Origin of the sequence: Vibrio sp. R78045, assembly GCF_042466085.1 — a bacterium.
Classification (GTDB): domain Bacteria; phylum Pseudomonadota; class Gammaproteobacteria; order Enterobacterales; family Vibrionaceae; genus Vibrio; species Vibrio cyclitrophicus.
The window spans coordinates 838,456-864,354 of record NZ_JAXHBS010000008.1 but is presented as its reverse complement, the minus strand read 5'-3'; the positions used below and the strand labels follow the sequence as shown (position 1 = coordinate 864,354).

Below are 25,899 nucleotides of genomic sequence, written 5' to 3'. Positions count from 1 at the left end.
GCCGTTATCAAGCGTTTTAACAAGCTAGGATGAGCAGTTATTTACTACGATTAGTATTAGTATTAGTATAAAAAAAGCCCACGGTTTCAAAACCAGAAGAAGTTGGCTTAGTTGTTCGAATTATTTGATGAAGCTTGTTCAGCGTGAAAGTCTAGACACAAAAAAAGCGCAACTCATAAAAAAGTTGCGCTTAAGCCTGTCACAGGCTGAACCGTTTTAAATGGGTTCTAGACTTGTACGTGCAAGCAAGATACTGCGTGTACGTCATCGCCTTGAATTGTTGGCTTAGTTTGAGCACAAGCCTCAGTTGCTTGTGGGCAACGAGTACGGAACACACAACCTGACGGTGGATTGATTGGTGAAGGTAAATCACCTTCCAACATCTGAATCGTTTTGCTGCGCTCTAAGCGAGGATCTGGAATAGGAACAGCAGACATCAACGCTTTGGTGTATGGGTGCTTAGGATCGGAGAACAAAGCATCTGATTCACCAAGTTCTACCGCATTACCCAAATACATCACCAATACACGGTCAGAGATGTGTTTCACAACCGACAAATCGTGCGCGATGAATACCAAAGACAAACCTAGCTCTTTCTGTAGTTCCATTAGAAGGTTTACTACTTGAGCTTGGATAGATACATCCAGAGCAGAAACCGGCTCATCACAGATGATCATCTTAGGCTTCAAGATAAGTGCACGCGCGATACCGATACGTTGACACTGACCACCAGAGAATTCATGTGGGTAACGGTTGATTACGTTGGGCAGTAGACCAACCTTTGCCATCATCTCTTTAACTCGATCTTTCACTTCCTGTTTAGAAAGCTCAGGATAGAAAGTTTGTAGAGGCTCAGCAATGATGTCTCCAACTGACATGCGCGGGTTAAGCGATGCTAGCGGGTCTTGGAAGATCATCTGAATCTCTTTACGAGTCTCACGACGCTTCACTTCCTGCATCTTAGTCAGGTCTTGACCTAACCACATAACTTCGCCTTCAGTTGCCTCAACTAAACCAATAATTGCGCGGGCAAATGTTGATTTACCACAGCCAGACTCACCTACTACACCCAGAGTCTCACCTTCGTAAAGGTGAACATCCACACCATCAACCGCTTTAAGGTTTGATGGTTTCGCCCAAGGCCAAGCAGACTTAGCCGCAATGCTAAAGTGAACCTTAAGGTTTTTAATATCTAATAGTAATTCTTTACTCATTTTGTCCAAGTCTCCCAATCAGAAAAACAAGCACGCTGACGGTCTTTAGCAAATGGCTGCAAAATCGGTGCTTCTTGCTTACAACGGTCCATTACGCGGTGACAGCGGTCTTGGTAAGGACAACCTGTCGGTAGGCGAAGTAAGTTGGGTGGGTTTCCTGGAATCGTCGGTAAAATTTCACCTTCGGTATCCAAACGAGGAATTGCTTTAAGCAGGCCTTCCGCATAGGGATGGCTTGGCTCATAGAAGATTTCATCAACCGTGCCGTATTCCATAGTACGACCTGCGTACATCACCAATACTTTGTCACAAGAACCAGCAACCACACCCAAGTCATGGGTGATCATGATAATCGCAGTATTAAACTCATCTTTAAGCTCGTTCAGCAATTCCATGATTTGCGCTTGAATAGTTACATCCAACGCCGTTGTTGGTTCATCCGCGATAAGCAGTTTCGGACGACACAGCAGGGCCATTGCAATCATCACACGTTGACGCATACCGCCAGAAAATTCGTGTGGATACATGGTAATACGTTTACGTGCTTCAGGGATTTTCACCGCTTCAAGCATGCGTACTGATTCTTCGAACGCTTCCGCTTTACCCATACCTTTATGCAGCATGAGAACTTCCATCAACTGATCACATACTTTCATGTAAGGGTTCAGTGAGGTCATTGGATCTTGGAAGATCATCGCGATCTGTTCAGCGCGAACTTTGTTCAATTCTTTCTCAGGTAGGTTGAGAATTTCGTTGCCTTCAAACTTTGCACTGCCTGAGATGATGCCGTTCTTAGCCAGCAACCCCATCAGTGCAAATACCGTTTGAGACTTTCCCGAACCTGACTCACCAACGATACCTAGCGTTTCGCCTTGGTTGAGTGAGAAATTCAGGTCGTTTACTGCGGTTACGGTACCATCTTGCGTGGTAAATTCGACGCGCAGATCTTTGACATCTAATAAGCTCATTATTGCTTCCTTAATCTTTTATAGCTTTTAATTGCTATTTCGTTATCTGTCTTTTGGATCAAGCGCGTCGCGCAGACCATCACCTACGTAGTTAAAGCAAAACAGGGTAACTACCATGAATGCTGCTGGAAATGCCAGTTGCCAGATAGCAACTTCCATTGTTTGCGAGCCTTCTTGTAACAGCGCGCCCCAACTTGTCATAGGCTCTTGAACACCAAGACCAAGGAAAGATAAGAATGATTCTGTAAGGATCATGCTTGGAATAAGTAGCGTTGAGTAAACCGCAACAATACCCAATACGTTCGGTACGATATGACGTGTAATGATTTTCCATTTGCTGACACCACATACGTGAGCAGCTTCAATGAACTCTTTACTACGTAAACTCAATGTTTGGCCACGTACAATACGCGCCATATCGAGCCAAGCAATAGCACCGATAGCAACAAAGATCAGTACGATGTTACGACCAAAGAACGTTACCAGTACGATTACTAGGAACATGAATGGCACCGCGTATAGGATCTCCAGGATTCGCATCATTACTCGGTCAGTGCGACCGCCAATGAAGCCTGAAGCTGCACCGTAAAGCGTACCAATCAGTACCGCTACGAATGCACCCATCACACCTACCATAAGAGATATACGGCCGCCAATCATCGTACGAACATATAGGTCACGACCTAAACTGTCGGTACCAAACCAATGATCCACGCTTGGTGCTGCATGCATTGCGTACCAGTCAGTATCATCATAAGCATGCTGTGCTAGCATCGGTAAGAAAATGACCGATAGCACCATGAGCGTAAGGATAAATAGACTGACCATTGCCGCTTTGTTACGCATAAAACGAATACGCGCATCTTGCCACAAACTGCGACCTTCAATTTCCAAACTCTCAGAGAATTTTTCGATCGCTTCTAAGTTTTCTTTTTTCTTCAACATAACCATGCGTCCTGCTAGTAGCGAATTTTCGGGTCTATAAGCGCTAGTAAAATATCAACGATCGCGTTGAATAAGATAAATAGGAAACCAATCAAAATGGTTACACCCATTACTAGCGAATAGTCACGGTTAAACGCGGCGTTAACAAACAGTTTGCCGATACCCGGTAGGCCGAAGATGGTTTCAACGACAACTGAACCTGTAATGATACCTACGAACGCAGGTCCCATATAAGAAACAACAGGAAGCAGGGCTGGTTTAAGTGCATGTTTAAGAACAATGTAACGGTAACTTAGACCTTTTGCGCGAGCCGTTCGAATAAAGTTACTGTTTAGAGTTTCAATCATGCTACCACGAGTGATACGAGCAAAAGTGGCTACGTACAGAAGAGACATCGCAATAACTGGCAGGACGATGTACATATAAGTACCCCCGTGCCAACCACCTGCTGGAAATATATGCCAGTGTAGAGAGAATAGGTAAATAAGCGCTGGTGCCAACACGAAGGACGGCATGACCACCCCGAGCATGGCAGTCGACATTATGGTGTAGTCGACCCAGGTGTTGTGTTTCAATGCGGCAATGGTTCCGACCGATACCCCCATAATCAGGGTAAAGATAAAGGCAACAAAACCGACCTTCGCAGATACAGGAAGCGCAACTGCGATCAGCTCATTTACGGTGTAATCTTGATATTTGAATGATGGACCAAAGTCACCTTGAACGATGTTAGTCAAGTACGTTGTGTACTGTTCAAATACAGGTTTATCTAAGCCGTATTTAGCTTCGATGTTAGCCATAACTTCTGGCGGTAATGGGCGTTCGCTCGAAAACGGGTTACCCGGTGCGAAACGCATGAGAAAGAAAGATATAGTGATCAACACCAACATGGTTGGAATCGCTTCGAATATCCTTTTCATAATGAATTTAAGCATAAACTCACTCTTTTCAGTCTGTGACAATTAAAAATTAAATAGACACTGCGTGCGATTTCTCGCACACAGGTCTAAGTTAGTTATATTTTATTTTTATAGGAGGTTATTTTGCTTTGATATAAAGATCTTTTGAATAGATCTTATCTTCGGCGTTACCTTCTGGGTAACCACCTAGCTGAGGTGATACAAGACGTGTTGTAACGTACTGGTAGACTGGAGCAATTGGCATGTCTTTAGCTAGCAATTTTTCTGCTTCGATATATAACTTAGTACGCTCTTCTTCTGAAGTAGAGCTTAGTGCTTTATCGATAATCTTGTCATAGTCTGCGCTCTTATAGTGCTGACCAGCAGTTGTATTTTGGCTAACCATCAATGTTAGGAATGAAGATGCTTCATTGTAGTCACCACACCAACCTGCACGAGCAACGTCAAAGTTACCAGTATCTTTACTGTCTAGGTATGATTTCCACTCTTGGTTTTCGAGTTTCGCGTTAATACCAAGCTCTTTCTTCCACATTGATGCGATTGCTACAGCAAGCTTCTTGTGATTTTCAGACGTGTTGTAAAGCAGGTTGAATTCAAGTGGGTTGCTCTTCGTGTAGCCAGCTTCTTCAAGAAGACGCTTCGCTTCAGCAATACGCTCTTTTTGAGAAAGTTGACCATACTCTGGAGTTACCGGGTCAAAACCAGCAGTAATTTCAGGAGTCAAGAAGTAAGCTGGTTTTTGGCCTTGACCAAGAATCGCTTTCGTCACGATGTCACGGTCCATCGCATAAGACATTGCTTTACGAACACGTACATCGTCGAAAGGTGCTTTCTGTGCATTAAATTGGTAGTAATAAGTACACAGGTTACCCTTAATGTTTACATCTTCTGGATACTCTTTCTGTAAGCGACGGAAGTGCTCGTTAGGCACTTCGTATGTGAAGTCTAGTTCGCCAGAAAGGAAGCGGTTCATTTCCGCAACTTGGTTCTCAATTGGTAGGAATGTTACTTTGTTAAGAACTGTATGTTCGTTATCCCAGTAATTTTCGTTACGTACTAGTTCAAGACGCTCGTTAACTACCCATTGATTTGGAACAAATGCACCATTACCAACAAAGTTTTCAGGCTTAGTCCACTGGTCACCGAATTTTTCAACAGTTGCTTTATGTACTGGCTTCACTGTTGTGTGACCCATCATCATTACGAAATATGGGACAGCTGTATCTAATGTCACTTCTAACGTGTAGTCATCTAAAGCTTTAACGCCTAGTTCACTCTTGTCTTTCTTACCCGCGACGATATCTTTCGCATTCGCCATCTTGGTATATTCCATATACCAAGCGTATGGAGAAGCAGTTAAAGGATCAACGGCACGTTGGAAGCTGTAAACGAAGTCATTCGCCGTTACAGGATCGCCATTAGACCATTTAGCGTCTTTACGCAGGTGGAAAGTAAATGTTTTGTTGTCTGTCGTTTCCCAGCTTTCAGCTACTCCTGGGATAGTATTGCCGTCGCCATCTTGGTTCACTAAACCTTCTAGAAGGTCACGAATTACGTGAGATTCTGGTACACCTTGAGATTTGTGAGGGTCGAGTGTTGCTACTTCAGTACCGTTACCACGAACCAGTTCTTGAACTTTTGCTAGTTCAGTGCCTGCTGGAACTTCAGCAGCGATAGAAAGAGTAGAAGTGGCAGCCACTGCCAAACCAGCACCTAGAAGAAGGGCTTGAGTGATTTTATTCTTGTACATTTAATAAACTCCAAGTTTTTCGTATTGCATCCATGACTTCTTTGCTAGGTTCACTGAACGGCAGTGATTTAGATTTATTTAGCTCAAAATATAAGCATAAAAACCTAAAACCTTACAAAGATTGAGGCACACACTATCAACCATTGAAGTAATTTGCCATAAACAAGCCGCAAAAAATCGGATAATTCTCCGAAATATTCAAGGTGTCAGTGTATTAATCTAATAAAACTCCAATACATAGTGAGTTACGCATAGGGATTTATTAAAAAACAGCCTTTAGTGTTGATGTATCTGTACTGATACTTTTTTTTAGCATCTTATGCTAGAACACGGCCAACAAATTAACATTAATGCCACATCAAATCTAATTGCACATCACATATCCCCTAAACAGACTGCACTATTTGTGAGGGTTATCACTTTATACAAAACAGCATAATACACTGCACCAAAACAGAAGAAATACTGCACCAATAAGGGCTAGTTTGTCATTAGAATTTATATTCACAGGAAGTGCTTAATCATTTATTAAAATACAATTTATTTATATATAACGCTATAACAAATACAAAAAAGCCGACTTAGGGAGTCGGCTTCGTTTATTTAAATAAGGACTACTAATTTCGTCAGGACTGTATATATCAGTTCCACTATTTAAAGACGTGACGAAATATTAACGGGCTATTTTTCCCAACGTTCTGCAGCCTTAGCATCGGAATCTCGCGAATCTACCCAACGAGTGGTTTCAGTAGTACGTTCTTTTTTCCAAAACGGCGCTTTGGTTTTCAGAAAGTCCATAACAAACTCACACGCTTCGAAGGCAGCGTCACGATGCGCACTGGATACACCAACGTAAACAATCTGGTCACCGATATCTAGGTCACCCACGCGGTGAATCACTCGCATCTTCTCAATCGGCCAGCGAGCTTCAGCTTGGTCGCAAATCTCGCTCAGCGACTTCTCTGTCATACCCGGATAATGCTCTAGAGACAAACCAATTACGTTGTCGCCAAGATTCATGTCGCGAACTTTACCAACAAACGTCACTACCGCTCCTGCAGCTGTACCTTGAGCTAGATAATCGTATTCGTCACCCACAGAAAAGTCTTCAGCAGTAACTACTACTCTTAGATCTATAACTCGAGAATCATTCATGACTAGCCTCCAGTAACTGGTGGGAAGAAAGCCACTTCGTCGCCGTCTTTCACTTCAGTTGTCAAAGGTACGATTGATTGGTTAAGTGCAGCCAGAAGCTTGCCCTCTTCCAATGCGATATCCCACTTGCCTTCTTGTGCTACAAGGTGGCTGCGAATCGCTTCAATGGTATTAAATTGTGCATCGACTTCTAGGCTATCGACACCGACAAGCTCACGAGTTTGAGCAAAGAACAGTACCGTAATCATGATTCCACCTTGAAGTGACCTGATTTACCACCCGTCTTCTCTAACAGGCGTACATTCTCGATAACAATGTCTTTCTGAACAGCTTTACACATATCGTAAATCGTTAGCGCAGCAACAGAAGCAGCCGTTAGCGCTTCCATCTCAACGCCCGTCTTACCTGCAAGCTTACAAACAGATTCAATGCGAACCTTGTTTTCAGATTCGATAGCTTCTAGCTGCACTTCTACTTTAGTTAGTAGTAGAGGGTGGCACAGTGGAATCAAGTCCCAGGTCTTCTTCGCCGCTTGGATGCCAGCAATACGTGCCGTCGCAAAAACATCACCTTTATGGTGGCTACCAGAAACAATCAGCTCTAGCGTTTCTGCTGACATTTGAACGAAAGCTTCCGCTCTCGCTTCGCGTACAGTTTCCGCTTTAGCCGATACATCGACCATGTTCGCTTCGCCAGACGCATTAATGTGTGTAAATTGGCTCATACTCAAACCACCTTATACAGAAAGATGTGGCATAAAGTTACAAGGGCGGTGGCTAGCATCCATTTGTTGCTTGATGATCTTCGTCCAACCGGTGCGACAAGCACCTGTAGAACCTGGCATCGCAAAGATTACTGTGTGGTTAGCAAAGCCCGCAATCGCACGCGACTGAATTGTCGAAGTACCAATCTCTTCGTAAGACACTTGACGGAAAAGCTCACCAAAGCCTTCTACTTCTTTGTCGAATAGTGGCTTAAGTGCTTCAGGTGTACTGTCACGAGAAGTGAAACCCGTACCGCCAGTGATCATGATCGCTTGCACGCTGTCATCAGCGATCCACTGAGATACGATCGCGCGGATCTTGTACATATCGTCAATAACGATTTGCTTATCAACCACGTTGTGACCCGCTTCTTTAGCATGCTCAGCTAGGTAACCACCTGACGTGTCATTTTCTTCTGTACGTGTATCTGAAACCGTTAGTACTGCAATGTTTGCTGCTTGGAATTTGCTTTCTGCGTGACCCATTTGTTCACCTATATAAATTTTCAATGATTAGACTGATTCGCCCAGCCTAAGGAAGCTGAGCGATAAAATGCTTTAGAGTGTGTAGCGGGTTAACCGCCGATTGACGCCAAGTTTGGAGTCATGCCGCTGTTGCCATCGTGTAAGAAGTGGCTAACGGACTTAGTTTGAAGCTGAGCCTGAATTCGATCAATGAGCTCTTGCTCTTGTTGATCTTCTTGAATCAGATCTCGCAGTTCAACACCGTGGTCGCCAAACAGACATAGGTGAAGTTTACCGGTCGCTGAAACGCGCAGTCGGTTACAACTCTCACAAAAGTCTTTCTCATAAGGCATGATTAAACCGATTTCACCCTTGTAGTCTGGGTGGACAAACACTTGTGCCGGACCATCATTAACGGCTTTGACTTTTAATAGCCAACCATTAGCAATAAGCTGATTGCGAATCGCAACGCCAGAAACATGGTGTTTATCGAACAACTCGTCCATCTCGCCGGTTTTCATAAGCTCGATAAAACGTAATTGAATAGGTTTGTCTTTGATCCAATTAAGGAAGGCTGGTAACTCCTGACTATTGAGGTCTTTCATTAATACGACGTTTACTTTGACTTGTTCAAAGCCAACCTCAAACGCTTTATCAATACCTCGCATAACCTCTGTAAACTTATTCTCACCAGTGATCTGATGGAACATACGCGAATCTAAACTATCCACGCTAACGTTTATGTGGGTTAAACCAGCATCACGCCATTGCTCTACTTGTTTCTCCATGCGGTAGCCATTAGTTGTGGTGGCTACTTTTTCGATGCCAGGAGTAGAAGCGACGGTATGTATGATTTCAGGAAAGTCTTTACGCAGGCTCGGCTCTCCGCCTGTAATGCGGATCTTTGAGGTACCACAATCTGCAAACGCTTTAACAACGCGTTTGATCTCGGGAACACTTAAAAAAGACGAATTTTTTTGCCCTGACGGTTTATAACCATCTGGCAAGCAGTAAGTACATTTAAAGTTACAGACGTCTGTAACCGACAAGCGCAAGTAATAAAACTTGCGATGGAATCTATCTTCGAATTGTTGCGCCACGGAACACCTTTCCAAACACGGGAGGCATAATCATTTCCAATTAAGCCCTTGTGACAACATGTCACTGGCTCTTGATGCGTATCGGTACAGCAAATACCACTGTGCGACTTAGCATGCGAGAGCTCGGAGTTATGGCAACTGCACGTTATATTCACACACGCAGTAGCTGTGTAATAAAATACTTAATATTTGTACGTGAATCTAGCTCTGATGGTAAAAAACGGGCCACATCGGCAAAAAAAACGTATCAAACGCTCAAAATAACTCTTGTTGAGTATATAGCGAGAAGTATTTAACCTAAATTATAGTTGGTAATAATCTAACAAGAATAAAAAATGAATATTTACGCTTCAAAGAAAGTCGTAGCAATCGGTGGAGGCCATGGCTTAGGTCGTATGCTTGCTGCACTAAAAGACTTTGGTAACAACGCAACTGGCATTGTTGCAACAACGGATAATGGCGGCTCAACAGGACGAATTCGAGACTGCCAAGGTGGTATCGCTTGGGGAGATACACGCAACTGTATCAACCAATTAATAACAGAACCTTCAATTAGCTCGATGATGTTCGAATACCGCTTTCGCGGCCAAGGCGAACTCGACGGTCATAACTTAGGTAACCTAATGCTCACTGCATTAGACAACCTCTCGGTTCGCCCACTAGAAGCGATTAACCTAATTCGAAATATGCTCAAGGTCGATGTCAATATCGTCCCAATGACGGAGCACCCTTCTGACCTCACAGCCCTATCCATGGACGGTCGTTGGGTAACCGGCGAAACCAATGTTGATGACATGACCGAAAAGCTACGCATGATGGATTTGTCGCCAGAAGTCCCCGCAACCAAAGAAGCCGTTGCGGCCGTCGAACAAGCAGACTGTATCGTTCTTGGTCCTGGCAGCTTTCTGACCAGTGTGATGCCCCCGCTTCTTCTGCCTGAAATTGGTAAAGCAATCTCGGAGAACGCTAAGGCTAAAGTTATCTTCGTTGAAAACCTTTCGCCAGAGCACGGCCCTGCAGGGAAAATGACCCTTCAAGAACAATTAGAGTGGTGTGAGCGCACCTGTAAAGCGAGAAAAATCGATGTCGTGCTGGGCAATGCTCCACACCCTGAACTTGAAGGACTCTGGAACTGTATAACCACTGACCTTGCTTCTCCCAATCGAGATTGGCGACATGACCGTGTAAAGCTTCAGCAGGCAATTAGATTCCAGCTAGCCTAGGTCCATATTGATGATGTAAAAAAGGAGCATAACGCTCCTTTTTTTGTGCCTGTATCTAGTATACGTCGCCATCAGCGGTTTTAGATGTCGGTCATCAACTGCTGATATTCCTGATAAGTTGTTAGCAACAGTTCTTGCATATTTTGAAAATCAACCTCTGTCACAGGCAAGGCTTGTTTTACTTTTGCATCCAAGCTGATCGCAAAACTGCACAATGAATCTGCGCCAAAACTCGCCGCACTGCTTTTAAGTGCATGGCTAATATCAGCCAAATATTTGGAAGTATCGTTATCTTTATTAAGCTCTAGATGCTCATAATAACCTTTCAATTCACCTAAAAAGATGTCCAATAAAACTGGCACATTCTCTGGCCCTATTTCACTGGCAAGCTCATCAACTTTTTGCTGATTTAATACTTTCGTCATTGTTCTTTTCTTATTGTTTAGTGACTACTGCTTCGCATTCCACGTTTGTAACTTACGATATATCGTCGATGGACTGACATCTAAGAAGCCTGCCGCACGAGGGATGTTGCCATCACATGCTTTTATGGCCTGTTCAATCGCTGTTTTTTCAGTGATCCACAATGGGAAAATGTCTTTTACAGTGATGTCTTCATTTTGCATCTCTTTCAACCGCAGACTGCTCTCAATCGGCTGGTTCAGTGGAGGTGGAAGCATGTTCAGGGTAATCTCTTTACCATTGTTCAGTACCACCACGTTTCGCAACACATTTTGTAGCTGACGAACGTTACCCGGCCACTCGTATTGGTTAAAGCGGTCCAGCACTTCCTGAGCAAAACGAACAAAGGCCTTACCTTCCTCAACAGACATGTAGCCCAGCAGTGAATATGCAATCTCGATAACATCCTCGCCACGCTCACGCAATGGCGGTAGGTGCAGTGGAATTACATATAAACGGTAGTATAAATCTTCTCTAAAGCGACCTTCTTGGACTTCTTTCCAAGGGTCTCGGTTGGTTGCACATACAAAACGAACATCCACACTCTTCATCTTCGAAGAGCCTACTTTTTGGAAAGTACCCGTTTGAATAAAACGCAAAAGCTTGGTTTGTAGCTCAAGATCCATCTCACACAACTCATCGAGGAACAAGGTTCCACCATCGGCAAGTTCAGCCGCACCTTGACGATCGGTTGCAGCGCCAGTAAAGGCACCTTTTACGTGACCAAACAGCTCACTTTCGATTAAATCTTTAGGAATAGCCGCACAGTTAATCGCAATGAATGGCTTATCACCACGCTTACTCGCCGCGTGAATCGCTTCTGCACACACCTCTTTTCCGGTACCACTTTCACCGGTAATGAAAATACTCGCTTTACTCGATGCCGCGGAATCGATTGTTCGATAAACCTGCTGCATGGTTTGGCTACTACCGATGAATCCTTGATAGTTTTGATTACCCGGGTTTTCAGAACTGTTCTTCAGTTTAGTGGCTTTGCGTATCGCGTTATTCACCGTTATACGGAGTCGATCGGCTTCACAAGGTTTAATAAGGAAATCTTGAGAACCATGACGCATGGCTTCTACTGCGGTATCGATAGAGCCGTGAGCCGTCATGAAGATAACGGGGACTTCTGGGTATTTTTGTTTTACAGCAAATAGTACGTCCATACCCGTCATATCAGGAAGGCGCAGATCTAATAAGATGAGGTCAGGGATTCGATGATTCAAACTCTCAATTGCATCGCGACCTGTGCCGACAATGTTGATATCAATTTCGAGCGGTGTAAGATACGAGCGATATAAAGCGGCGACCGAAGCCGTATCCTCCACCATCAACAAATACTTTGATTTGTTATCTAGCGTTTTTGATTGCATATCCTAGCCATTTATAATTTGCATTTCTTATTATAGTCGCATTCCGCTTTGCATTATGCAAATCAACCACGGTATTTGTATTATATTTCTCTACCTGCTTCAAATAATCAATGTATTAGCTACATGGCACGAACGATGCAACGGCTAGATTGACCTTCGGGTCACCTAGCCAACTGACGTTGTTAGTGGACTCAGTGTTCACAAACGTAAGCCAGTAGAACATTTACTACTGGCTGTTTTTTGTCTGAAACACTCTCCACTTTAAATTTTTCCGATATAAACTTCTTGAATAAGAATTGAGATTAGCTGTTGGTAATGAACTGCTTTCTCAACTGCTCTATCTCATCACGCTTTTGCGCCGCTAATTCAAATTCCAAGTTCTGAGCATGTTGATACATCGTAGCTTCTAGCTTACTGATCTCTTTATCAAGCTGCTGCGGGGTAAGCACGGTGTAATTTTCAGAAGGCTCGGCGACTTTCGATAGTGGAACCTGCTTAGATTGTCGCTGCTGTTTCGACTTAGTGAGATCACCCAGCTCCATAATATCTTTGATATTACGTTTCAGTGCTTGCGGAGTGATGCCTTGCTCTTCATTGTAAGCCTGTTGTTTCTCCCTGCGACGGTCGGTTTCATCAATCGCTTTTCTCATCGACTTAGTAATTGAGTCTCCATACAAGATCGCTCGACCCTCCAAGTTACGTGCCGCACGACCAATCGTTTGAATAAGAGAACGTTCAGATCGCAAGAAGCCCTCTTTGTCAGCATCAAGAATCGCCACCAGCGATACTTCAGGCATATCCAAACCCTCACGAAGTAAGTTAATACCCACTAACACATCAAACTCGCCTAAACGTAGATCTCGAATGATCTCGACACGCTCAACGGTGTCGATGTCTGAGTGTAAGTAACGCACTTTAACCCCGTGTTCACTGAGATACTCTGTTAAATCTTCTGCCATTCGTTTCGTTAGCGTCGTGACCAACACTCGCTCTTCCTTAACAGAGCGTATTCTTATCTCAGATAACAAGTCATCAACCTGAGTAGCAACCGGACGAACTTCAATAATAGGGTCAAGCAAACCCGTCGGACGAACCACTTGATCGGCAATTTCGCCATCTGATTTTTCTATCTCATAGTTACCAGGCGTTGCTGAAACGAATATCGTCTGCGGAGCGATCGATTCAAACTCGTCAAACTTCATAGGACGGTTATCCAGCGCAGAAGGCAGCCTGAAACCAAACTCAACCAAGGTTTCTTTCCGAGATCGGTCACCTTTATACATGGCACCAATTTGCGGCACCGTTACGTGTGACTCATCGATGATCAGCAGGCCATCGTTAGGTAAATAATCGAACAGCGTAGGGGGCGCTTCCCCTTCCGCACGACCGCTTAAGTATCGTGAATAGTTTTCGATACCCGAACAAAAGCCAAGCTCAGTCATCATCTCGATATCAAACTGTGTTCTTTGAGAGATACGTTGTTCTTCTAACAGTTTGTTGTTGTCTTTTAGGTATTGAGCCCTATCGCGCAATTCATCTTTAATCTTCTCAATCGCTTCAAGGATTTTTTCTCTTGGGGTTACATAGTGAGTTTTTGGATAGACCGTAAAGCGTGGTAAGTCTCTTTGCTTAATCGCACCAGTCAGTGGATCAAAAATACTAATACAATCGACTTCGTCATCGAACATCTCAATTCGAACCGCATCTTGGTCAGATTCAGCCGGGAAGATATCGATCACTTCACCACGAACACGGAACTGACCACGTTCAAAGGCGACATCGTTTCTTGAATATTGCAGCTCAGCCAAGCGGCGTAAAATATCACGCTGATCCATCACCTCACCGCGACTCAAATGAAGCATCATCTTCAAGTAAGACTTAGGATCACCAAGACCGTAGATAGCCGACACAGAAGCCACAATGATGGCGTCTTTTCGCTCGAGTAAGGCTTTGGTTGCCGAAAGCCTCATCTGTTCAATATGAGCGTTCACAGACGCATCTTTCTCGATGAACGTGTCCGTGGTTGGAACGTAGGCTTCAGGTTGGTAGTAATCGTAGTAAGAAACGAAATACTCAACGGCATTGTTTGGAAAGAAAGATTTCATCTCACCGTAAAGTTGAGCCGCCAATGTCTTATTAGGCGCTAACAGGATCGCAGGTCTTTGAGATTGGGAAATGACGTTGGCAAGAGTAAAGGTTTTACCAGAGCCTGTTACCCCTAATAAAGTTTGATGTGCCAAACCGGAATCTAGTCCGTCCAATAATTTGGTTATCGCAGTCGGCTGGTCACCGGACGGGCTGTAGTCCGATACCAAGTCAAAGAGTTTACTCATAGGTCGCCATTTCCATACTGTTTTTATAATCAGGTCATTGTCACTCTAGGAGGAGTGTCGTTGCAACTATTATCTAGAGAAACGCATCTTAAGATCTGATATCAGTTATAGCTTTTATTTTTATAACTTGGTATCATCCGTGCCCCTGCAAAGTTTCTTCAGCTATATTACTCTAATTTTAATCCACTACTTTTCCCCAAAAAATCTAAAAATACCGCTTGTTCTGCTGTTTTCTTTATAATCTAAAAAAGTTATACAACAGCGATATTTCAATACAAACTCTTTAAATACATTACTTTATTTGTATTTTTTACATTTTCAGATTTATCCCGATTATTGTTGTTAAGATTTCACACACACACTTATCCACAATTTTGGTGGATAACTAAAGCAAAGCTAAATCCGATAAGGTGTTCAAGAAAGTAAAGTTTTTTATCTTACTTTTTTCTGCTATTTTTTGTTGACAGAAAATCGGACTATTATTAAAATCCGCATCGCTAACAAGTAATTCCCCTTTAGTTCAGTTGGTAGAACGGCGGACTGTTAATCCGTATGTCGCAAGTTCAAGTCTTGCAAGGGGAGCCAAATTCAGAAAAGAGCCCAATCGAAAGATTGGGCTCTTTTCGTATATAACTGCGACTAACTTGTTCCAAGTTAATGTCACACCCGAATCGCCGGACCTTGCTACACGCCCGTTTACGAGCCTCAGAAAAGAGGCCAAACTTAAGAAGCCGCATCACTCGATGCGGCTTTTTGCGTTTTAGTTACAGCAGAACTCGGTGAACTCAGTATTAATAATTAACATCCATAAAAAACGCCTCACTAGGAGGCGTTGGAGCTTAGTGACTAAACTGAGTTTTATTCTAGATTAGACGTCGTTTAGCGGTTATGCTTCTGCAGTAATAACATTTACCGGAGTTTCTTTATCAGCTTGGTCTTTATCAAAACCTTCGTGTAGATGGTAGTAACGTTTATAAACAAGAGCACTTACCGTCATTAGAATCGCAGGGACTCCTACCATCATGAACTGTAAACCCATAATTGTACTGTCAGACTGTTCAACGTTTGGTACATAACCTACCACCGACAACCCCATACCAACAATAAAACCACCAGCCGCGCCTGCAAACTTAACAAGCATCGTTTGAACAGAGAAGATAACACTCTCACTGCGACGACCTGTTTTGTGCTCACCGTAATCCACGACATCGGCAAGCATTACAGTTTGCAGTGCGTTAGCGATACCGACACCAAACTTGATTGCAGCGCCTGCGATACCGATTAGAATCGCGCTACCTGGTGCGATAAAGCCCATGATAAGTAGCGTGATACAAGACAGCACTGGGAAGCCACAAGCAATAACCCATAAGTGCTTGCGTGGTAACACTGATGCAATACGAGGGAACAAGAAAACACCAGCGACTTCAGCGACACCTGCGACCATCATATATACTGGGAACAGGTCAGCATTGCCTAAGGCATAAGAAAAGTAGTAAATCGCAAAACCACCAACTAGCAAGTTTGCTATTTGGAACGACAATACGGTACCAATAAGTGCTTTTAGCTGGTCATTCTTACCAATGATAACCAGTACATCTTTAAAACTGAAGCGTTCTGCTGGTTTAGCATTCGCCGGTGCAGATTTTTCTTTCACGTTACGAGCAATCAAAAACGCACTCATCACGAACAATACCGCAATCAAAATAGCTACGTTGAAGAAGCCTTGCCCTTGGTCACCATCACCAAGCTTACCAACAATGTGTAAACCATAAGTACCAGTGACAAACCACGCTAAGCTAGCAAACAGTCTCGGCCACACAACAAGCTTTTCACGTTCTTGACGAGAGCTAGATAACGCAGGAATCATAGACCAGTATGGAATATCCATAATGGTGTACGTAAGCCCCCACAGAATATAAGCAGCGGCTGCATAAATGTATAACGTAGTGCCTTCAAACATATGCGTACTAAAAAGACCCACTAGCACTACAGCATTTAATAAGGTACCAATAACAATCCAAGGACGAAATTTACCAAATCTAGAGCGCGTGTTATCAACGATAACGCCCATCATTGGGTCGGTGACCGCATCGACAATGCGCGCGGCCAAAAAAATAGTACCCACAAATGCCGCTGACAACCCAGCAACGTCGGTAAAGTAAAACATTAAGAAAATGTAGATCGGAGCACAGGCAAAATCTTTACCTAAAGCCCCAAGTCCATAAGATAATTTGGTTTGTAGAGTAATTTGATCAGACATAGTATTTCCTTCAGGCGCGTAACTTCATCTCCTAACAGACGTTGAAACGCTTACCTTTTATTTATAATAATTTATCCACTCAAGTTCTGTTTTAGAGCCACTCTATGGTCGCTTCTTAAAACACTCAAGTATCAAGTCCGACGCTAATGTAACCATTCCAACGAACAGATACTGTGATCAACAACCATTCAAATGGAAACGTTTTCAGTCAACTATCTAAAGTGAGAGATCGAACAATAAAAAAAAACATTTTCTAGGAAATACCGGTAATTAAAACGCTAAAAACAGCTAACAAGGCAAGATTAAGCATGAGAACGATTACACTACGTCATATCAAATTGTGTATTACCTAGCCCCCCTTACGCTAGTAAGGTCGCTTTAAGCCTATTAGATAATTATTGATGACTTATTGAAGGCAATAAAAAACCGCGTAAGTGCACCTACGCGGTTCGTCAAATATAAAAGTCGAAGCTAAAACTTAGTCGATACGTTCAAACTTAATCAGCATCGCTGTTTCTGCATCAAGTATTGGCATCGTTAGACCAACCTCAGCACACCAAGCACCTGATAGCTCACAGCCAGCTTCTGTCCATGGTGGTTGATAATTCACAATATCGTCGTAGTTTAACGGTTTATCAATCACAGAAACTTTGTATAAGCTTTGTGGATCTAGCCCAGGTATGCGCAAATGACCGCTCAACGAATTAGTTGGCATTGCCAGCTGTGCAATCATCACAACAGCTTCTGACACATCTTCGGAAACGACCGCATGGATTTGATGGGCACTATCGTCCGTTGGAACTCGCCAAGTTCTCCCGCTATGCAGTAACGGACGCAGCATCTTATGTAGCTTTATGTAGTGCTCAAAACCCTGTTTCTCTTCTTGAACTTCTTTTACAGGGTCTAATTCAATCCCCATATGACCAAACAGTGCTGTCAGGCCACGAAACTCAATACTATGACGACGACGGGTGCTGTGGCAGTGGCTCGCACCTATATGACTTCCCATTACCTCAGGAGGGAAGAAGTAGCCCATCCCGCGCTGAATAGTTTGCCTTTCTAATGCATCATTGTTATCTGAAGCCCAAAAACGTTGCGTACGCTTAAGAACCTCAAAATCGATACGACCACCTCCAGCCGCACAAGATTCAATATCAACCATAGGGTGCTTATCTCGGACTTTATCGACCAACTCATAATAGCGAGCGGTTTGTTGATGAGCTGCAGCCCTGCCTAAATGCGCAGGTTGTACAACTTCTCGGTTCATATCCCACTTAATGTAAGCAATGTTGTACTTACTTAAGAAATGATCAAGACGTTCAAACAGAAAGTCGAATGCTTGTTGATTCTGAAGATTGATAACATATTGATTGCGACCAGTTGGTTGGTCATAGCCGTCCACCGCGAGCAACCAGTCTGAGTGGGTTCGGTATAAGTCAGAATCCTTATTGATCATCTCAGGTTCAAACCACAATCCAAACTCCATACCTAATTGATTAACCTGTTCAACTATCGGCTCTAAACCACTTGGGTATTTTTTTTCATCTAAGAACCAATCCCCTAGTGCGGCCTTGTCTCCACAGCGCCCTTTGAACCAGCCATCATCAATGATAAAGCGCTCTACTCCCATATCCGCGGCTTGGCTAGCCATCGACATAATATAATCAGGATCGTGGTCAAAATAGATGCCTTCCCATGTATTAAGATGGATAGGTCGAGGCTTTTGTACGAAAGACTCCGGCAAGATGGAACCTCTCACGTGGGAGTGGAATTGGTGGCTCATTCCATTTAGGCCTTCCGAGCTGAAACTGGCATATAACCAAGGTGTCGTTAAGCTTTCACCTTCATCCAATGCAATCTCGCCCGGTAGATAAATAACTTCCGCTTGCACGTAGCGACGACCGTCTGCTTTTACATCCGCGCGCAGTCTGTGATTACCACTCCAAGCGAAGTGAATACCCCACACATCACCTGCCATTTCATTAAAGTTAGCGGTACCAACAACCATCGCTGGATAATGTTCATGAGACGTTCGTCCGCGGCGATTTTCTTGTTGATAGCCCCCTTGCTGTAAGGGTTGACGCACCGTTTGGAACTCATGTACCCAGCGGCCGTAGTACGTCATCAACTCATTAGCTCTTGCTGGTAATGGTAATGTATTGGCGAGACGGCTCACCTGATAAAGGCCGGCTTTAACGTTGCTTAAGGTGTGACGAGATTTCACAACATCATGTTTATCAAGGCATAACTCGGTTGTTAAACGTAAGCCTGCACGTACATCTTCACTCTCAATGATTAAGTTAGATGGTGTTTGTTGAATATCCGTAATAGAGAACACAGGCGCCCAGTCCAATCCGTCTCGGTGTCCTTCTAATGCCGGACTGCTGAACACACCGCGCCCGAGTTCTGGGCTCAGCGACATAGCAACATCATTATCAAGGCGACCGTAAGGAACAGGCCTTTGAAGAGAAACACGAAAGTTTGCTAGATCGCCACGAACTGGAACTCCCCAATGCAGAATTTCCGCGAAATCACCAAGTTGAACGATCAGTTGCGAGTCTTTGCCCGTAATTTCTACTAGGGATTTATTCGTCATTTTATTTAACCTTAAGGCGTTTAATTACCCCGTATCATAATTATTGAGCTGAGAGTTTCTGTGATCAAACCCAAAATCATGAAAACGTTTCCATTAAATATTAATGGATTAATAGGTTCAAATAATACCTCCTAATTCAAAGATTTATACCAACAATCACCTCAACACATATACTCCAGATCCCAAAAAATAGGGGTATTCCACATTAAATAAAGCGTTATAATATTAAAATAAACAGGAGTTTAACAACAATCAAACCCATAAAATTCAATGGGTTATGATATAGCTGTAATTTGAAAATTAGCTCAGACACATTTCCTCTTGAACTCGCCACACCACACTCGTATTCTTAACCTTTAGAGTACAACTATGAAGTGTCTCCCTGGGTCCTAACTTTTACATTCCAGCTTGACGGTATAGAACTCAATGCCTGTAGCCTAGCTTCAGCATTGAATTTGATACTTGCTTCCTTGTCTCACATGCCCAGTTATCATTGACTGGGCTGCTTTTCCCCTCAAAAAATCCCCAAGACACTGATAGCCCTAGCCTCGCATCACTATTACCTACGTCCGAACACAACGAACAACTTCAGCTCTAACGCACGGTCAACCTCCACAACCCCTTAAATAGAAAACGATTCCACTAAAAATCCACAGAAATCTCTATAAAACCTCCACTACAAGCTCAATAATCAGATCAAAATCACACAAAATAGTCACAAACCCATCAATAGAGCAAAAATGCCAACCTCATCATGAAAACGTTTCCATTGTTTATTTACACTCTCGCTCGAGTTAGGACTCAAACATAAAAATATCCATAAAAAAAATAATGGAGACACTTCATGAAACAAAAAATGCTAGTTAAAGCATTAGGATTCACTCTGGCCCTCACCCCATTAATCAGCTCCGCTGCAGTGGAAAACGTAACGTATTTTGGTTATGCGAAATGGGGCAACATCTACACCGACAATGACCAACATAACGATGGAAAAGGAGAACGAAGCGACGTTATTCGAGCAAGCCAAGGTTACGGTAACTATCGTTTAGGCAATGAATTGAACTGGTGGGAAGCCGGTGTTAAAGCGGATGTATGGCGCGACAATGACGCCTATTTTGATACCACTATCTACCTGGGTAGTGGAGATAGCTGGGGGGATGTCAGCACGATCCAACTTTGGTCGGCAGGTCATGGGCTTATAGACGGACAACCCAACGCAAAAATTTGGGCAGGTGAACGTTTTTACCGTCGCCACGAAGTCCACATGATAGATGTGAAGTACTGGGATACATCTAGTACCGGTGTTGGTATTGAAGATTGGGATCTCGGCTTTGCTGATGCTCACTTAGCCTGGATGGCACCAAATTCCAGTGACGATGGGCGTAGTCTTCATAACATTGATGCTCGCTTGAGCGGCATTGAATTGAGTGACACAGCAGATCTTACTCTTGGTTTGAACTACGTAACCACGCAGAACTCGAGCTACGACGATAAAGACATTACTACTTCTGGCGCAATGCTCTCTGCACTTTACCGTCAAGCTTGGAACTACGGTTCAAACACCTTGGCCTTCCAATATGGTACCGATGCGTTGGCAGGCGGATTAATGAGTGCTGAAGGTGGCTCAAACAGAAAATACAGCACGGGCGTTGAACACGATGGCTCTAGCTGGCGACTGTTTAACCACGGTGACTTGAATATCAGTGAAGATGTTCAAGTGATGTACTCCATCGCTTATCAAGACAAAAACCTAGATAACAACGATGGTGAGAAGTGGTTCAGTGTGGGTGCGCGCCCTCAATATGCTTGGACAGATTACATGTCGACAGCATTAGAGGTGGGTTACGAAACGGTAGAAGCTCAAAACGGAGCCGGCACCAACGATATGTATAAAGTGACCGTGGCTCAAATGTTCCAAGCTGGCAAAGGGGTATGGGCTCGCCCATCAATCCGTATCTTTGCAACTTACTCTGAATCAAATAACGAGTGGGATCGTGGTAACGAAGTGTATGGCACGGCGACGAGCATAAACGCAGAGACCGTCGATGAGATTACCTTTGGTTTCAACGTAGAAACTTGGTGGTAAACCACAACCTCCGAGCGTCTATTCAATTAACGAATTGACGCTCTACACTGGAATAGCAATTTAACGGGGAAAGCCACTGTTTTCCCCTTTACTAAGGTAGCAATCAGATGAAATTAAAATCATTGGTGACCATTGTCGCTGCACTCACCGTTAGCGCATGCAGCGGAATACCAGAAAATGAACTCAATACTGATTTCAATAACAGTGCATGCTGTTCTCAATTAAATGCGCTGCCAACGACTCAATTGCCTATTCCATTTCACCAACAAGTGATTATGGACGGTCATTTACCGACCCTCTCCTCTTCATTGTTAAACCAAAATACACAGGCAAGTAGGCAGCGCTTTCCAACTATCGCGTATCAAATCAGTAACACGACAGAATCGCTGTCTTTATTAATTCGCTCATACATTAAAGATGACGCGCTTTTCGCTCCGTCTGTTTATGTCTTTGACAAACAATGGCAACTGCTAGGTCATTACAACGCTAACGACTTCACTTACCACCCTACCTCTATGCAAGGCCTAGAAAGAATTGAGGTATCCATTTCACTTATGCCCCAACGAGACAATGCACAATATGTTGTTGTCAGTACCGATAGCACAAAATTAGACAGCACTATCAGCCGTATTCACCCGGAAGAATTGTATTCAGAATCTCAGCAAATCATAGGCAATAAGCAACTGCCTCTGACTGCCACGTTGAGCAGCGTAGGTGTCATTGATGTCACGGCGAGCAAATCAACAAACAACGCCGTTTTGACTCTATTGGCTGAGCTTAGCGTTTCATCCAACAATGAGCCCGATACCTTAGGTTCAAAGCAAGTTTCTCAACCATCAACTCAGGCAGTTGAAACCAATCAAAAGGCGCAATGGCTGAATATCCAAAAGGACATCGACCAAGCCCTAAACAACAATGACATCAAACAAGCCGCATTTATTGCTAATCAAGCGGCCGAACAGGGCATGCCCGAAGCAAAAGGTTATTTATTAAAACAGCTAGCTGAATAAGCCAACAGAACAATACGTAGAACCAACTATTTGATAACGGTCATCACGGTTTAAAAAACTGATGACTTAATAGAATTATTACCAATATTGAACACTTTAAGAGTAGGAATACCATGAAGGCATTTTCAAACATCATCCAAAGACGCGATTGGGAAAACCCGCAGTCTGTGAATATCCACTGCCTAAATGCGCACAGCCCATTATCAAGCTACCGCAATCTCGAACACGCCCGAGACGGCATTGAATCACGATGTAAATCTCTTAATGGACAATGGAAGTTCAAATACTTTGACACACCGGAAAACGTTAACGGTGAGTTCATCGAAACAAGTTTTGATGACTCACAATGGGACGAAATAACTGTTCCTGCTAACTGGCAACTTCAAGGCTACGATAAGCCGATTTACGCTAACGTAAAATACCCATTTGAAGTCAATCCACCGTTCGTTCCAGCAGACAACCCAACCGGTTGTTACCGTACTCAAGTTACATTAACGGAACAAGATTTAGAGAACACACAACGTATTATCTTTGATGGTGTAAATTCTGCTTTTCATCTTTGGTGTAACGGTGACTGGGTTGGCTACAGCCAAGATAGCCGCTTGCCTGCCGAGTTTGACCTAACTCAGTACCTAACAGTTGGCGAAAACACACTTTCAGTAATGGTGATGCGTTGGTGTGATGGTAGTTATCTTGAAGACCAAGATATGTGGTGGCTAAGCGGTATTTTCCGTGATGTAACCTTGCTAGCAAAACCAAAGCAGTGCATTGAAGATGTGTTCGTTACACCAGACTTAGACTCGTGCTACCGCGATGGTTCGCTATCTATCGTGACAAAAATTACTGCACCAGACATCTTCCAAGTTCAGGTTCAATTGTTTGAAGGCAACCACGCGATGACCGAACCGATTATCGATCGCCCACACAATCGCCGCATTGATGAGCGTGGGACATACCATGATGTGGTATTCCAAACTCTTCATGTCCGAGAGCCAAAGAAGTGGAGCGCAGAAGTTCCTAATCTCTATCGAATTGTCGTTTCATTGCTTGATGAACAAGGTAAACACCTAGAAAGTGAAGCTTATCAAGTTGGTTTCCGAAAAATAGAAATGACCGACGGTCAGCTAAAGCTAAACGGCAAACCGCTATTGATTCGCGGCGTAAACCGTCATGAGCATCACCCAGAGTTGGGGCATGTGATGACGGAAGAAGATATGATCCGTGATATCTGTCTAATGAAGCAGTACAACTTCAACGCTGTACGCACAGCTCACTATCCTAACCACCCTAGATGGTATGAACTGTGTGATGAATACGGTTTATATGTGTGTGATGAAGCAAACATCGAGACACACGGCATGCAGCCTATGAACCGCTTGTCTGCCGACCCGCAATGGGCACACGCTTATATGAGTCGATACACACAAATGGTGATGCGTGATAAAAACCACGCTTCAATTATCATTTGGTCTTTGGGCAACGAGTCAGGGCACGGCAGCAGCCACAATGCGATGTATGCTTGGTCGAAACAGTACGACCCTTCTCGCCCTATACAGTACGAAGGCGGCGGTTCGAACACCACAGCAACTGACATCATTGCTCCAATGTACGCACGTGTTAACAGCACTATCGAAGACGATGCGGTTCCGAAGTGGTCTATCAAAAAATGGGTTTCTTTACCTAATGAGCAACGCCCGCTGATCCTTTGCGAATACGCGCACGCAATGGGTAACAGCTTAGGTAGCTTTAACGATTACTGGGATGCATTCAGAGACTACCCTCGCCTGCAAGGCGGCTTCATCTGGGATTGGGTTGACCAAGGCCTAAGCCAATGGGATGAAAACGGTGAACACTTCTGGGCATACGGTGGCGACTTCGGTGACACGATCAACGACCGTCAATTCTGCATCAATGGTTTGATCTTCCCAGATCGCAGCATACATCCAACCTTGGAAGAAGCGAAGTACTGCCAAAGAATGATCAGCGTGACATTGGATGAGCAAACTGAAAACCAAGTCCGCCTAACGGTGACCAATGAAAACCTATTCCGTGCGACTGATAATGAAACACTGAACTGGCAATTGCTCGAAAACGGCATCGCGATTCAATCGGGCAAACAAATTTTAGCAATTGCGGCAGACAGCTCGCAAGCTCTTGAAATAGATCTGATGTTCGTACCAAAAACAGAGGCTCAATATCATCTCGACACAGATATCACTCTGACTCATTCAACCCAATGGGCGAAAGAAGGCCATGTTTGTGCAACGGAACAGTTTGCCTTGCGTAACCAAGCTGGATTACAAATTCCTGAGCCGAAGAACGCCCTCGCACCTCAAGTAAAACAAAACGACACTCACGTGATGGTGTCTAGCCTAGATGAAACACATCAATGGCAATGGGATACACAAAGCGGATTACTTACGAATTGGATTGTCGATGGACAACCTCAGGTACTCAAAGCACCAGAAGATAATTTCTATCGTGCGCCACTAGATAACGACATTGGCATCAGTGAAATAGACAACATCGACCCGAACGCATGGGCTTGTCGATGGGAACTTGCAGGTATTGGTCAATGGGAACGTCAGTGTACAAGTTGTATCGTGCAAGCACTCGCAGATTCAGTACAAGTGGCGTCAGTATTCGCCTACCAATTTAATGGCCAAATCCAAGCGATTACAAAATGGCAATACACCTTAAATAACCTAGGTGAAATGAATATCGCGGTTGATGTCACCTTAGCCGATCACTTACCACCGATGCCGCGTATTGGTCTTGAAATGGAGCTGCCTTTACCAATCGAAACCGCGAATAAAACACCGATTTCATGGCAAGGTTTAGGGCCGTTTGAAAACTACCCTGACCGCTTAGCCGCTGCGCGATTCGGTTTACACAAACAAACACTGGATCAGATGCACACGCCGTATATATTCCCAACCGATAGCGGGTTACGTTGTGGAACCAAAAACTTGAATGTGGGAAGTATCGGGATCGAAGGCGATTTTTCATTCAGTGTGAGTCAGTACAGCCAGCAACAATTAACGGATGCTAAGCATATCAATAACCTGACTCGTGAAGATAAAATCTATGTACGCGTTGATCACCAACATATGGGCGTTGGTGGTGATGATTCTTGGAGCCCAAGTGTTCACCAAGAGTTTCAACTCACCGACAATCAATATCGTTATCAGGTTACGCTAACAAGCACATCATAAGTAAAATTAAAGCCAACGGCTCGACCTTAAGCCGCTTGGTTTTGCGATGCTCTGACTA

The 25,899-nt window shown here is 43.8% G+C and carries 19 protein-coding genes, 1 tRNA gene and 1 riboswitch; of the genes, 5 read left to right on the top strand and 15 right to left on the bottom strand.

The annotated features are described in order from the left end of the window. Positions 1–227 precede the first annotated feature (227 nt). The 10 genes from oppF to moaA form a co-directional block, all read right to left on the bottom strand. Positions 228–1,214 (bottom strand): murein tripeptide/oligopeptide ABC transporter ATP binding protein OppF, encoded by a 987-nt coding sequence (oppF, locus tag SJY39_RS06430; RefSeq protein ID WP_010437204.1) that lies wholly within the window; start codon positions 1,212–1,214, stop codon positions 228–230. Next, complete coding sequence (locus SJY39_RS06425; RefSeq protein WP_010437202.1) at positions 1,211–2,182, bottom strand: ABC transporter ATP-binding protein; 972 nt, start codon at positions 2,180–2,182, stop codon at positions 1,211–1,213. The genes oppF and SJY39_RS06425 overlap by 4 nt, the downstream gene beginning before the upstream one ends. Positions 2,183–2,224: 42 nt before the next feature. Then, positions 2,225–3,127, bottom strand: a complete 903-nt coding sequence (gene oppC / locus SJY39_RS06420; protein ID WP_010437200.1) for an oligopeptide ABC transporter permease OppC — start codon at positions 3,125–3,127, stop codon at positions 2,225–2,227. A 14-nt stretch (positions 3,128–3,141) separates the two neighbouring features. After that, on the bottom strand, positions 3,142–4,062 hold the full coding sequence (gene oppB / locus SJY39_RS06415) for an oligopeptide ABC transporter permease OppB (RefSeq protein ID WP_010437199.1): 921 nt from the start codon (positions 4,060–4,062) through the stop codon (positions 3,142–3,144). A 103-nt stretch (positions 4,063–4,165) separates the two neighbouring features. Beyond that, the gene (locus tag SJY39_RS06410; protein ID WP_016767672.1) at positions 4,166–5,797 is read right to left on the bottom strand and encodes an ABC transporter substrate-binding protein; all 1,632 of its coding nucleotides are present in this window, start codon (positions 5,795–5,797) and stop codon (positions 4,166–4,168) included. A 681-nt stretch (positions 5,798–6,478) separates the two neighbouring features. Beyond that, positions 6,479–6,952 (bottom strand): molybdopterin synthase catalytic subunit MoaE, encoded by a 474-nt coding sequence (gene moaE / locus SJY39_RS06405; protein ID WP_016767673.1) that lies wholly within the window; start codon positions 6,950–6,952, stop codon positions 6,479–6,481. Positions 6,953–6,954: 2 nt separating this feature from the next. Next, positions 6,955–7,200 carry a molybdopterin synthase sulfur carrier subunit gene (gene moaD, locus SJY39_RS06400; RefSeq protein WP_010437182.1) on the bottom strand — a complete coding sequence of 82 codons (246 nt, stop codon included), beginning with the start codon at positions 7,198–7,200 and terminating at the stop codon, positions 6,955–6,957. Further along, the gene (moaC, locus tag SJY39_RS06395; protein ID WP_004734026.1) at positions 7,197–7,676 is read right to left on the bottom strand and encodes a cyclic pyranopterin monophosphate synthase MoaC; all 480 of its coding nucleotides are present in this window, start codon (positions 7,674–7,676) and stop codon (positions 7,197–7,199) included. Before moaC ends, moaD begins: the two co-directional genes overlap by 4 nt. Before the next feature lie 12 nt (positions 7,677–7,688). Then, positions 7,689–8,201: a molybdenum cofactor biosynthesis protein B gene (gene moaB, locus SJY39_RS06390; RefSeq protein WP_010437177.1), complete on the bottom strand. Its 513-nt coding sequence runs from the start codon at positions 8,199–8,201 to the stop codon at positions 7,689–7,691. Between the two features lie 89 nt (positions 8,202–8,290). Further along, a complete protein-coding gene (moaA, locus tag SJY39_RS06385) occupies positions 8,291–9,280 on the bottom strand; it encodes a GTP 3',8-cyclase MoaA (protein ID WP_010437176.1) in 990 nt (329 codons plus the stop codon). Continuing rightward, positions 9,269–9,421, bottom strand: a riboswitch (molybdenum cofactor riboswitch). It overlaps the preceding gene by 12 nt. Positions 9,422–9,615: 194 nt before the next feature. On the opposite strand from moaA, the gene SJY39_RS06380 reads away from it, so the two are divergent. Continuing rightward, on the top strand, positions 9,616–10,503 hold the full coding sequence (locus SJY39_RS06380; protein ID WP_010437175.1) for a YvcK family protein: 888 nt from the start codon (positions 9,616–9,618) through the stop codon (positions 10,501–10,503). Positions 10,504–10,583: 80 nt separating this feature from the next. Here the strand turns inward: SJY39_RS06380 and luxU are convergent, their stop codons facing one another. The 3 genes from luxU to uvrB all read right to left on the bottom strand — a co-directional run bounded on the left by luxU (position 10,584) and on the right by uvrB (position 14,674). Further along, positions 10,584–10,928 (bottom strand): quorum-sensing phosphorelay protein LuxU, encoded by a 345-nt coding sequence (gene luxU, locus SJY39_RS06375; RefSeq protein WP_010437174.1) that lies wholly within the window; start codon positions 10,926–10,928, stop codon positions 10,584–10,586. A 24-nt stretch (positions 10,929–10,952) separates the two neighbouring features. Next, a complete protein-coding gene (gene luxO / locus SJY39_RS06370) occupies positions 10,953–12,341 on the bottom strand; it encodes a quorum-sensing sigma-54 dependent transcriptional regulator LuxO (RefSeq protein ID WP_010437172.1) in 1,389 nt (462 codons plus the stop codon). A 302-nt stretch (positions 12,342–12,643) separates the two neighbouring features. Continuing rightward, positions 12,644–14,674: an excinuclease ABC subunit UvrB gene (gene uvrB / locus SJY39_RS06365; RefSeq protein ID WP_016767675.1), complete on the bottom strand. Its 2,031-nt coding sequence runs from the start codon at positions 14,672–14,674 to the stop codon at positions 12,644–12,646. Positions 14,675–15,183: 509 nt separating this feature from the next. Here uvrB and SJY39_RS06360 point away from each other — a divergent pair. Beyond that, a tRNA-Asn gene (locus SJY39_RS06360) sits at positions 15,184–15,259 on the top strand. A gap of 301 nt (positions 15,260–15,560) precedes the next feature. Here the strand turns inward: SJY39_RS06360 and melB are convergent. Both melB and SJY39_RS06350 read right to left on the bottom strand, forming a co-directional pair. Next, the gene (gene melB / locus SJY39_RS06355; protein WP_010437169.1) at positions 15,561–16,934 is read right to left on the bottom strand and encodes a melibiose:sodium transporter MelB; all 1,374 of its coding nucleotides are present in this window, start codon (positions 16,932–16,934) and stop codon (positions 15,561–15,563) included. 478 nt (positions 16,935–17,412) lie between these two features. Then, positions 17,413–19,530, bottom strand: a complete 2,118-nt coding sequence (locus tag SJY39_RS06350) for an alpha-galactosidase (RefSeq protein ID WP_390241550.1) — start codon at positions 19,528–19,530, stop codon at positions 17,413–17,415. Between the two features lie 844 nt (positions 19,531–20,374). Here SJY39_RS06350 and SJY39_RS06345 point away from each other — a divergent pair. The 3 genes from SJY39_RS06345 (at position 20,375) to SJY39_RS06335 (ending at position 25,841) form a co-directional block, all read left to right on the top strand. Further along, positions 20,375–21,616 carry a carbohydrate porin gene (locus tag SJY39_RS06345; RefSeq protein ID WP_016792666.1) on the top strand — a complete coding sequence of 414 codons (1,242 nt, stop codon included), beginning with the start codon at positions 20,375–20,377 and terminating at the stop codon, positions 21,614–21,616. A gap of 107 nt (positions 21,617–21,723) precedes the next feature. Further along, positions 21,724–22,626, top strand: a complete 903-nt coding sequence (locus SJY39_RS06340) for a MalM family protein (protein ID WP_016793850.1) — start codon at positions 21,724–21,726, stop codon at positions 22,624–22,626. A gap of 113 nt (positions 22,627–22,739) precedes the next feature. Then, a complete protein-coding gene (locus SJY39_RS06335; protein WP_372275603.1) occupies positions 22,740–25,841 on the top strand; it encodes a beta-galactosidase in 3,102 nt (1,033 codons plus the stop codon). Positions 25,842–25,899: the final 58 nt, after the last annotated feature.

Bases quoted from the DNA above. Each gene is read 5' to 3' on its own strand.
- SJY39_RS06425 (WP_010437202.1), bottom strand. From the start codon at position 2,182: ATGAGCTTATTAGATGTCAAAGATCTGCGCGTCGAATTTACCACGCAA.
- luxO (WP_010437172.1), bottom strand. From the start codon at position 12,341: ATGCAATCAAAAACGCTAGATAACAAATCAAAGTATTTGTTGATGGTG.
- melB (WP_010437169.1), bottom strand. From the start codon at position 16,934: ATGTCTGATCAAATTACTCTACAAACCAAATTATCTTATGGACTTGGG.
- oppF (WP_010437204.1), bottom strand. From the start codon at position 1,214: ATGAGTAAAGAATTACTATTAGATATTAAAAACCTTAAGGTTCACTTT.
- moaB (WP_010437177.1), bottom strand. From the start codon at position 8,201: ATGGGTCACGCAGAAAGCAAATTCCAAGCAGCAAACATTGCAGTACTA.
- moaC (WP_004734026.1), bottom strand. From the start codon at position 7,676: ATGAGCCAATTTACACACATTAATGCGTCTGGCGAAGCGAACATGGTC.
- SJY39_RS06340 (WP_016793850.1), top strand. From the start codon at position 21,724: ATGAAATTAAAATCATTGGTGACCATTGTCGCTGCACTCACCGTTAGC.
- SJY39_RS06350 (WP_390241550.1), bottom strand. From the start codon at position 19,530: ATGACGAATAAATCCCTAGTAGAAATTACGGGCAAAGACTCGCAACTG.
- SJY39_RS06410 (WP_016767672.1), bottom strand. From the start codon at position 5,797: ATGTACAAGAATAAAATCACTCAAGCCCTTCTTCTAGGTGCTGGTTTG.
- SJY39_RS06380 (WP_010437175.1), top strand. From the start codon at position 9,616: ATGAATATTTACGCTTCAAAGAAAGTCGTAGCAATCGGTGGAGGCCAT.
- oppC (WP_010437200.1), bottom strand. From the start codon at position 3,127: ATGTTGAAGAAAAAAGAAAACTTAGAAGCGATCGAAAAATTCTCTGAG.
- moaD (WP_010437182.1), bottom strand. From the start codon at position 7,200: ATGATTACGGTACTGTTCTTTGCTCAAACTCGTGAGCTTGTCGGTGTC.
- oppB (WP_010437199.1), bottom strand. From the start codon at position 4,062: ATGCTTAAATTCATTATGAAAAGGATATTCGAAGCGATTCCAACCATG.
- luxU (WP_010437174.1), bottom strand. From the start codon at position 10,928: ATGACGAAAGTATTAAATCAGCAAAAAGTTGATGAGCTTGCCAGTGAA.
- SJY39_RS06345 (WP_016792666.1), top strand. From the start codon at position 20,375: ATGAAACAAAAAATGCTAGTTAAAGCATTAGGATTCACTCTGGCCCTC.
- moaE (WP_016767673.1), bottom strand. From the start codon at position 6,952: ATGAATGATTCTCGAGTTATAGATCTAAGAGTAGTAGTTACTGCTGAA.
- uvrB (WP_016767675.1), bottom strand. From the start codon at position 14,674: ATGAGTAAACTCTTTGACTTGGTATCGGACTACAGCCCGTCCGGTGAC.
- SJY39_RS06335 (WP_372275603.1), top strand. From the start codon at position 22,740: ATGAAGGCATTTTCAAACATCATCCAAAGACGCGATTGGGAAAACCCG.